Annotated in this window: 9 protein-coding genes; 4 read left to right on the forward strand and 5 right to left on the reverse strand. The window is 58.3% G+C overall.

Going from position 1 to position 9,664, the window contains the following annotated elements; translation table 11 throughout:
* Positions 1-106: 106 nt before the first annotated feature.
* A complete protein-coding gene (locus tag ACFPPD_RS10950; RefSeq protein ID WP_209750903.1) occupies positions 107-1,456 on the reverse strand; it encodes a glucose-6-phosphate isomerase in 1,350 nt (449 codons plus the stop codon).
* 162 nt (positions 1,457-1,618) lie between these two features.
* Here ACFPPD_RS10950 and ACFPPD_RS10955 point away from each other — a divergent pair, with 162 nt between their 5' ends.
* Positions 1,619-2,878 carry an NAD(P)-binding domain-containing protein gene (locus tag ACFPPD_RS10955; protein ID WP_209750904.1) on the forward strand — a complete coding sequence of 420 codons (1,260 nt, stop codon included), beginning with the start codon at positions 1,619-1,621 and terminating at the stop codon, positions 2,876-2,878.
* A gap of 78 nt (positions 2,879-2,956) precedes the next feature.
* Here ACFPPD_RS10955 and ppnP read toward each other — a convergent pair whose 3' ends face one another.
* The 4 genes from ppnP to ACFPPD_RS10975 form a co-directional block, all read right to left on the reverse strand.
* Positions 2,957-3,271, reverse strand: coding sequence for a pyrimidine/purine nucleoside phosphorylase (gene ppnP, locus ACFPPD_RS10960; protein ID WP_209750905.1), 315 nt, complete (start codon positions 3,269-3,271; stop codon positions 2,957-2,959).
* Between the two features lie 54 nt (positions 3,272-3,325).
* Positions 3,326-5,338, reverse strand: a complete 2,013-nt coding sequence (gene tkt, locus ACFPPD_RS10965; protein WP_209750906.1) for a transketolase — start codon at positions 5,336-5,338, stop codon at positions 3,326-3,328.
* Positions 5,339-5,495: 157 nt separating this feature from the next.
* Positions 5,496-6,395 carry a formyltetrahydrofolate deformylase gene (gene purU / locus ACFPPD_RS10970; protein ID WP_209750907.1) on the reverse strand — a complete coding sequence of 300 codons (900 nt, stop codon included), beginning with the start codon at positions 6,393-6,395 and terminating at the stop codon, positions 5,496-5,498.
* A 47-nt stretch (positions 6,396-6,442) separates the two neighbouring features.
* A complete protein-coding gene (locus ACFPPD_RS10975) occupies positions 6,443-7,573 on the reverse strand; it encodes a deoxyribonuclease IV (protein WP_209750909.1) in 1,131 nt (376 codons plus the stop codon).
* 139 nt (positions 7,574-7,712) lie between these two features.
* Between ACFPPD_RS10975 and ACFPPD_RS10980 the strand changes: the two genes are divergently transcribed.
* The 3 genes from ACFPPD_RS10980 (at position 7,713) to ACFPPD_RS10990 (ending at position 9,596) form a co-directional block, all read left to right on the forward strand.
* Complete coding sequence (locus ACFPPD_RS10980) at positions 7,713-8,147, forward strand: DUF2621 family protein (RefSeq protein WP_209750911.1); 435 nt, start codon at positions 7,713-7,715, stop codon at positions 8,145-8,147.
* A 93-nt stretch (positions 8,148-8,240) separates the two neighbouring features.
* Positions 8,241-8,654, forward strand: a complete 414-nt coding sequence (locus ACFPPD_RS10985; protein ID WP_209750913.1) for a hypothetical protein — start codon at positions 8,241-8,243, stop codon at positions 8,652-8,654.
* A 24-nt stretch (positions 8,655-8,678) separates the two neighbouring features.
* Complete coding sequence (locus ACFPPD_RS10990) at positions 8,679-9,596, forward strand: TIGR01777 family oxidoreductase (RefSeq protein WP_209750915.1); 918 nt, start codon at positions 8,679-8,681, stop codon at positions 9,594-9,596.
* The last annotated feature ends 68 nt before the right edge of the window (positions 9,597-9,664 follow it).

Here is a 9,664-nt window from a genome sequence, read left to right on the forward strand (position 1 = left end):
GGGTAAAAAGGGAGTCGAAACTTTTCCTTCTGATCCTTCAAAAAAAAGGGCCAAGCCCCTTTCAGGCAGCTTGACCCTATTCTATCACACGGACGTCCGTCTCGGCCTACAGACGAGCTTCCAGCGCTTTCTTCTGTTCTTCGAAGCCCGGTTTGCCCAGCAGCGCGAACATGTTCTTCTTGTACGCTTCGACGCCGGGTTGATCGAACGGGTTGACGCCGAGCAGGTAACCGCTCACGCCGCACGCGATCTCGAAGAAGTAAACCATGTAGCCGAACGTGTACGGGCTCATGTCCGGGAGGTTGACGATCAAGTTCGGCACGTTGCCGTCCGTGTGCGCGAGCAACGTTCCGAGGAACGCTTTCTTGTTGACGAAATCGAGCGTCTCGCCGGCCAGGAAGTTCAAGCCGTCTAGATCGTCCTCGCTTTTCTGGATCGTGATTTGATCGGCCACTTCGCCGACCTGCAGCACCGTTTCGAAAATAATCCGGTTGCCCTCTTGGATGAATTGTCCCATCGAGTGCAAATCCGTGGAGAAGTCGACGGAAGCCGGGTAGATGCCTTTGTAATCTTTGCCTTCGCTCTCGCCGTACAGCTGTTTCCACCACTCCGATACGAAGTGCAAGCCCGGCTCGTAGTTGACGAGAATTTCGACCGCTTTGCCTTTGCGGTACAGCGCGTTGCGTACGGCCGCGTACTGGTAAGCGTGGTTCTCGCTCAGGTTCGGGTTATTGAATCTCGTCGCCGCGTCTTGCGCGCCCTTCATCATCGACTCGATGTCGATGCCGGCCGCCGCGATCGGGAGCAAGCCTACCGCCGTCAGAACGGAGTAACGGCCGCCGACGTCGTCCGGAATGACGAACGACTCGTAGCCTTCTTCGGTCGCGAGCACTTTCAGCGCTCCGCGGGCTTTGTCCGTCGTGGCGTAGATGCGCTTGCGGGCCGCTTCTTTGCCGTATTTCTTCTCGAGCGCGTCGCGGAAAATGCGGAACGCGATCGCCGGCTCCGTCGTCGTGCCGGATTTGGAGATGACGTTGATCGACCACTCTTTGCCTTCGAGCGCTTGAAGCAAATGCGTCACGTACGTGGAGCTGATGTTATTGCCGGCGTAGAAAATTTGCGGCGTCTTGCGTTGCTCCTTCGACAGCGTGTTATAGAAGGAATGCTGCAGCATCTCGATCGCCGCGCGGGCGCCGAGGTACGAACCGCCGATGCCGATGACGATAAGCGCGTCGGAATCGGATTGGATTTGCTTCGCCGCCTTCTGGATGCGGGAGAACTCTTCTTTATCGTAGTCGAACGGCAGCTTGATCCATCCCAGGTAATCGGAGCCCGTTCCCGTTCCGTTATGTAATTGCTCATGGGCCAGCTTCACGGCCGGAGCCAAATTATCGATCTCGTGTTGACCGACGAACTGCAACGCTTTGGAATAATCGAACCGAATGCTCTTGCTCATGGTCATCTCCCTTTCGCGACCTTGCGGTCTTGGCATCTATCTTTGCGCATTAGCTATAGAATACTGAAATAAGCCGTCCGGCACAAGCAAACGCGAATGAAGGTTTGATGAAGATTGTGGTAAAATGAATGCAAACGCAACCGACGAACAGGAGACGATGGGATGAAAACGATCGGATTTATCGGACTCGGAACGATGGGCGAGCCCATGGCCGCCAACTTGCTGCGCAAGGGTTACTCGGTGACCGTCTACAATCGCAGCGCGGGCAAGGCGGACGCCTTGGTCGAGCTCGGAGCGGACGTCGCGGGCACGCCTCGCGAGGTCGCCAAGCGGGTCGACGTCGTCGTTACGATGATCAGCAACGACGACGCGATTCAGGAGGTTTACTTCGGAGCTGAAGGCATCCTGAAGGAATTGAAGCCCGGAACGACGGTCATCGACAGCAGCACGATCTCTCCTCCGCTCGCGAGGAGACTCGCTTCGGAGCTCGCGGACCGGTTTTGCGATTTCATCGACGCTCCCGTAACCGGCAGCAAGCCGGCGGCGATCGACGGCACGCTTCTGTTCATGGCCGGAGGAGACAAGAAGACGGTGGACGACCACGCCGATATTCTGATGGCGATGGGACGCGACATCGTGTACACGGGACCCAGCGGTAACGGCGCTATCTCGAAGCTCGCCCACAACACGATCGTCGGCATCAACGCCGCCGGCTTGATCGAAGGCATGGCGATCGCCGCCAAGAGCGGTATCGACGCGTCCGCGTTCCTGCGCATCGTCCGTTCCGGGGGAGCGGCCAGCAAGCAAGCCGACCTGAAGGGCGATAAAATCATCGATCGCGACTTCAGCGTCCAGTTCGCTTTGGGGCTTATGCTGAAGGACTTGCGCTTGTCGTCCGTCCTGACCGACGCCATGCATTTGTCGACGCCGATGTTAGAGTCGGCCAAGAGCTTGTTCCAGCTCGGACAAGCGGCCGGATACGGCGACGACGACGTCGCGGCTCTCGCGCACATCTACGAGAATTGGATCGGCCGCAAAATCGGCGATCCGCCGATCGTACCGGCTGAGGCGGAGAAGAAAGCGGACGAGCGACGGAAGAAAACCCGTTTGCCGCTCGATATTCCGCTTCGCATGTCCATCTACCAATGGGAAGGCGACGGCGGCTTCAGCGGTCATACGGTCGAAGGGCGGCTGAGCGACCTGTCCGAAGACGGCATCCAGATCGAATCCGGCACGCCGCTCGAGAAGGACATGTTTATCGTCATCCACTTCGGCCCGGAATCCGAGCTGCCTCCGATGACGGCGCGCATCATCCGGATCGAGCGCAAGAACGGCAAATTCGTCTACGGTTGCTTGCTGAGTGCTTTGCCTCTGTACCAACGGCTGCAGCTGCAAGAGTATATCGCCGGCCAGTCGCAATAAGATCGGGAAGAATGAAAAAGGCAGGCTCCCTTCATCGGGGAGCCTGCCTTTTTGCCGCTGGACGAGCATTGCGTTCGCTTAGTCCAGGTAAGAGCAGATGTAGTCGGTAACCGTTCTGACTTTCAGCTTGAAGCTGGAGTTCGCCGGCACTTCGAATTTCGTCGGCTCGGTAATTTCAAGCCATTCGCCGTTGCCCGGAAGCAAGACGGACAGTTCGCCGGCTTGAATATCCATGATTTCTTTCACGCCCGTGCCGAATTCGTACTCGCCCGGAAGCATGATGCCGAGGGTAACCTTCGTTCCGTCCTCGAACAATACGGCGCGGCTCGTGACCTTGCCTTCGAAATACACGTTTGCTTTTTTCACTACGGATACGTTATCGAATTGCGACATGTTACTCCAGCTCCCTTTTCTGTCTATATGGCGACCGCGATCGTTCGCGATCGATTACACCAACTTCTTGAATTGCGCGACGACGTTGTCGACGGTGAAGCCGTATTCCTTGATGACGCGATCGCCCGGGGCGGAAGCGCCGAACGTCGAGATGCCGATGATCGCGCCGGCGTCCCCGACGTAACGTTCCCATCCGAACGGATGAGCCATCTCGATCGCGAGACGCGCTTTGACCGACTTCGGCAATACGCTCTCTTTGTAAGCCGCGTCTTGCTTCTCGAACAGATCGAAGCTCGGCAGGCTGACGACGCGCACGTGTACGCCTTGTTCCGCAAGCGCCTTCTGGGAAGCGACCGCCAGTTGAACTTCGGAGCCCGTCGCGATCAGAATGCCTTGAGGAGCGCCGTTCGCCGCTTCGGATACGACGTAACCGCCTTTGGCGATATCTTGGCGGGCGTTGGCCGTGCCTTCGAGAATCGGCAGGTTCTGGCGAGTGAGCACGAGCGCGACCGGGTTGTCTTTGTTTTGCAGCGCGTAAGCCCACGCCGCGGACGTTTCGTTGCCGTCTGCCGGACGGATGACCGTCAGGTTCGGGATGATGCGGATCGACGCGAGCTGTTCGATCGGTTCGTGCGTCGGGCCGTCTTCGCCGACCGCGATGCTGTCGTGCGTCAAGACGTAGACGACCGGAAGGCCCATCAGAGCCGCCAAACGAACGGCCGGACGCAAGTAGTCGGTGAAGACGAAGAACGTGCCGCCGAATACTTTCAGGCCGCCGTGCAGCATAATGCCGTTCATGGCCGTCGCCATGCCGAATTCGCGTACGCCGAAGTAGATGTTGCGGCCGTCGTAGCTGCCCGGCTTAAAGACGGACAAGCCTTTCAGGTGCGTCATCGTGGAGCTTTCCAAGTCGGCGGAACCGCCAACGAGGAACGGCACGTTCTTCGCGAGGCCGTTCAGCGCGTTGCCGGAAGCGACGCGCGTGGACAACGGCTTGTCTTCCGTCGTGTACGCCGGAAGTTCGGCGTCCCATCCGCTAGGCAGTTCGCCCGCGAGAGCGGCTTCGAATTGCGCGGCCAGCTCCGGATAAGCGGATTTGTACTTCGCGAATTTCTCTTGCCACGCGGCGTAAGCTTGCTCGCCGGATTGCTTGACGGCCGCGAAGTGCTCGCGCACTTCGGCAGGGACGTGGAACTCCTCGTGCGGCCATTCGTAGAAGCCTTTCGTCAGCTTCGCTTCGTCGACGCCGAGCGGGGAACCGTGCGGGCCCGCGTGGCCGCCTTTGCCGCCTTTGTTGGGGGAGCCGTAACCGATGACAGTTTTCACTTCGATCAACGTCGGCTTGCTCGTATCCGCTTGGGCGGAAGCGATCGCTTTCGCCAACGCTTCGAGGTCGTTGCCGTCCTCTACGCGCAAGTATTGCCAGCCGTAGCCTTCGAAACGCTTGCTGACGCTCTCGGAGAACGAAAGGTTCAATTCGCCGTCGAGCGAAATATCGTTGGAATCGTACAGAACGACGAGCTTGCCGAGGCCCATATGGCCGGCCATCGAAGCCGCTTCATGGGAGATGCCCTCCATCAAGTCGCCGTCTCCGCAGATGGAGTAAGTAAAGTGGTTGACGATCTCGTGGCCGTCGCGGTTGTAGGTCGCGCCCAATTGAGCTTCGGCGAGAGCCATGCCTACCGCCATCGCGATGCCTTGTCCGAGCGGTCCGGTCGTCGCGTCGACGCCGGCAGTATGTCCGAATTCCGGGTGACCCGGCGTCAGGGAGCCCCATTGGCGGAAGTTTTTCAACTCTTCCATCGGCAGATCGTATCCGCTCAGGTGAAGAAGCGAATAGAGCAGCATGGAGCCATGGCCCGCGGACAAGACGAAGCGGTCGCGATCGCTCCAAGTCGGAACGGACGGATTGTGCTTCATCGTCTTCGCGAACAATTGGTAGCCCATCGGAGCGGCGCCCATCGGCATGCCGGGATGTCCGGATTTCGCTTTCTCGATCGCGTCGATCGACAGCGTCCGGATTGTCGTTACGGAAAGTTGTTCGATTGCTTGATTGCTTGCTGTCATTCAAAAATCCTCCTCGATTCTATTCACGTACGTTCGGAGCTTTCTGGCCGAGAATCGTACAGTTATAACCCGCGGTTGCCCAAATCCTGTACATTGTAACACGAGAATAAAACGATTTCCATCACATGTCCGTACAAGTCGACCGCTTGGAAACCGGTTATACGAACGCGACGGTTTTGTTCTGGTAGACGAGAAGCCGGTCTTCGACGTGCCATTTGACCGCGCGGGCCAGCACGATTCGCTCGATGTGGCGACCGATTCGCTTCAGCTCGTTCACTTCGTCGCGATGGCTGACGCGTTGGACGTCTTGCTCGATGATCGGACCGCCGTCCAGTTCTTCCGTCACGTAGTGCGCGGTCGCTCCGATCAGCTTGACGCCGCGATTGTACGCTTGCTGATAAGGCTTGCCGCCTACGAAAGCCGGAAGGAACGAATGATGGATATTGATGATGCGGTTATGATACTGCTCGATGAACTTCGGCGACACGATCTGCATGTAACGGGCGAGCACGATCAGGTCGATCTTGCCGGCCGTCAGTTCTCGCTGCTTCTTCTCCGCTTCGGCTTTCGTCTCCGCCGTAACCGGAACGTAGTGGTAAGGGATGCCGAATGTCTCGACCGTCGCCCTCATGTCCTCGTGGTTGCTGATGACCATGCTGATGTCCGCGTCGAGATCGCCGGCTTGCCATTGCCAGAGCAATTCCAGCAGGCAGTGATCTTCCTTCGAGACGAAGATCGCGATCCTTTTGCGGCGCGCCGCGCGGAAAATGCTCCATCTCATCGAGAACCGGTCCGCGATGCGGGTGAAATCTTCTTGCAAGGCGGATAACCGGCTCTCGAGCTCGTGCAGATCGAATTCGACGCGCATGAAGAACATGCCTCCCGTCGGATCCATCGTGTACTGGTCGGATTGCACGATGTTCGCGCCTTGCTCGTATAGGAATTGCGACACCGCGGCGACGATTCCCGCCTTGTCCGGGCAGGAGATCAGCATGCGGGCGCGGTTGCCTTTGCCTTCATGCGCTTGGCTTGCGGGAGACTGGTAACTGTGGCTCATCGTTCGGATTCTTCCTCTCTATGCTCATAGCGTTGCCCAAATCGGTTTTATAGACTCGACAACCATTCCGGTCCTGCCAAGAAACCGAGCAACCGCTTGTTGACCGCTTCCTCGTCAAGCTCCCCGGACAATACCCCGTTCTCGAGGATCATGTCGTACAGCCGTTCCATCGGCTCGCGCGGGTCTGCCTTTCTCGCCTTCGAGTCGGACTTGAGCAGCTCCCAAGTGTTCAGCACGTAAAGTCGGGAGTCGATGCCGACCTTGTCGAAGAAATGGTGCAGGCGCTCCACGTCCACGAGGAACTCCCCGCCGAACCGCTCTTCCGTATCTTTGCGGAGCATGGCGATCTCGGCTTCGTACATCGGGTGTTCTTTGCCGTCGATTTTGCCGATCCACGGCGTCTCGAGAATGAACGGCTTGTCCTTCAGCAACTCGTGGCCGACGACGCCGGCGATGCCGTCGAAGCCGATCCAGCCCGAGCCGATCGGCGCGTGACGGTCTTTGGCCGCTCCGAGCGGATTTTTGCTGTCGTTCACGTGCACGACGGCGATCCGGTCCAAGCCGACGAGTCCGTCGAACTTGCGCAGCACGCCGTCGACGTCGCCCACGATGTCGTAGCCCGCGTCGTGAATGTGGCACGTATCCATGCAGACGGTCAGCCGGTTGTTCAAGCGCACCTTTTCGATGATCTGCGCCAATTCCTCGAACGTTCTGCCGATCTCCGAGCCTTTGCCCGCCATCGTCTCGAGCGCGATGTTGACGTCGGTTTCCGTCGTCGCTTCAAGCACTTCGTTCAGCCCTTCGGCAATGCGTTCGATACCGTATGCAGGGTCTTTCTCCGTATAGGCGCCCGGGTGAAGCACGATATTCCTGACGCCGATCGCGTGCGTCCGGCGAATCTCCTCCTGCAGGAAATCGACCGCGAGCCGGAAAGTATCTTCCTTATAAGAGCCCAAATTCACGATGTAAGGCGCGTGGACGACGATCTCGCCGATGCCGGCCGCGCTCATCGCCGCCTTGCCTTCCGGAATATATAAATCTTCGATCGGTTTTCTCCGGGTATTCTGCGGCGCCCCCGTGTAAATCATGAAAGTGCCGGAGCCGTAAGACGTCGCTTCCTTCGTCGCCGTCAGCAATCCCTTGTCCGAGAAAGAAACGTGCGATCCGATTTTCAACATGTCCGATTTCCCCCTTCGTTCGTTCCGTCCCGCGCCCCGCTTGACTCGGGGGCCTGTTCGGGCAATCATTCCACTATTGTATCGCGAACGTCGAAATAAATCTAGAAATGAGCTATAATTTCAAAATGAGGTGATAGGAATGAAATCAACGCCAGATTGGTTCATGTATTTCATCGGATTTTGGACCGTCGTTCTCGTTCTGTCGATGAGCGTCGGCGGTTTCTTCATGTTCCGCAAGTTTCTGAAGGTGCTTCCGCAACGGGACGGCAAGTCGAAGCTCGATTGGCAGAATTACTGGGTCGAGCGCAGCCGCGAGCTGTGGACCGACGAGTCGAAGGATATGCTGCACAAGCTTGTCTCTCCGGTGCCGACGCCGTTCCGGGACATCGCGAGCCACTCGATCGCGGCCAAAATCGGACAGCTCGCCGTCGAAAGCGGCTCCTCCGAGGTGACGACCGCCCACTGCATCGAAGGCTACATACGGGCGACGCCCCCGCGCGACCATAACAGCCTGAAAGCCTTTCTGGACAAGAACCGGATCGACTATTCGGCTTACAACCACTTGCTCAAATAACGTTATTCCGACGGCCGTCCTTCCCGATTGCCGACGAAAAACGAAACCTTTGCCCGCGAACTTCGTCTAACCTCGTAGGAGGTGTAAGACCTGATGAAGAAAAACAACAAAACCGCCATCGCATTAAGCTCCGCCGTGCTTGCCTTGCTCCTCATGGGAACGGCATGCAGCAACGAGAAAAATTCGAACGCGTCCCTTTCCCCGAGCCCTTCCGTATCCGCCGTTCCTACCGTTCCTTCCAGTCCGGATTCGAGCGAAGCGCTCGCGACGGAGAGTGCCAGCCCTTCCGCTTCCCCGGAGACGGTCGAATCGACCGGCGAATATTCGGGACTGCAGGACGGCCATACGATCGAGATCGTCACCGACCAAGGTCCGACCGCCTTCCAGGTCAGCCCGGAGATCGCCGACAAGGTCGACCCGTGGGAGAGCGGAACCAAAGTCAAATTCCAATATAAGACCGACGAGAACGGCGAGCAGCTGTCGATCGTCTCGATCGACAAGCAATAATCCGGCGGACGAGGAGACGTTAATGTGCGGTATTTGATCTCGGGCGGCACGGGCTTCATCGGCCGTGCCTTATCGCAGGCGTTGCTGTCCCGCGGGGACGAAGCATGGATCGTAACGAGGAAACCGCCGGCGCGTCCGCCGTTCGGCGGCATCCGGTACGTCACTTGGGAAGAGTTGACCGCCGACCCGATGCGGTTCGGCGGCTTCGACGGCGTCGTGAACTTGGCGGGCGAATCGATCAACCAGAGATGGACGAGCAAAGCGAAGGCGCGGATCGTCGCTTCCCGAACGGCTGCCACAGCCCGGATCGCGGAGTTCATGCAGCGGACGGACAATCCGCCGCCGGTCGTCGTGAACGCTTCCGGCATTTCGCTGTACGGCCACTCCGGCGACGAAGTGTTCGATGAATCTTCCCCACCTAAGCCGGCCGATTTTCTCGGCGATACCGTCATGCGCTGGGAAGAGGCCGCCGACCGGATTCCGGCCGAACGGCTCGTAAAGCTGCGTATCGGTCTTGTCTGCGCCCGCGAAGGCGGAGCGTTCCCGCTGCTCCGCCTGCCTTACCGGTTATTCGGAGGCGGACGGATCGGGGACGGGAAGCAAGGGCTGCCTTGGATCCATCTGCAGGACATGGTCGCGCTGATCCTGTTTTGCTTGGATCGGACGGATATTTCCGGCCCCGTTAACGCCGTCGCTCCCGCTCCGGTATCGAACGACGAGTTCGGAAGAACGCTTGGACTCGTCACGGGGCGGCCGCATTGGTTTCCCGTGCCGGCCGCATTGCTCAAGACCGCGCTCGGCGAGATGAGCACTCTCGTGCTGACCGGTCAGAAAGCGATGCCCCGGAAGTTGCTCGACCACGGATTTCAATTCGCCTTTCCGAAATTAGAAGAAGCCCTGCGGGATATTACCGAGGCCACTGAAAAAGTCCATTTCCGCTAAAAGGTACAGACTCTCATTAATTTGAGGGGGCTGTGCCTTTTTCTTGTATAATTAAAGTATTATGTTGG

This window comes from Cohnella suwonensis, from assembly GCF_042655365.1.
Lineage (GTDB): Bacteria > Bacillota > Bacilli > Paenibacillales > Paenibacillaceae > Cohnella > Cohnella suwonensis.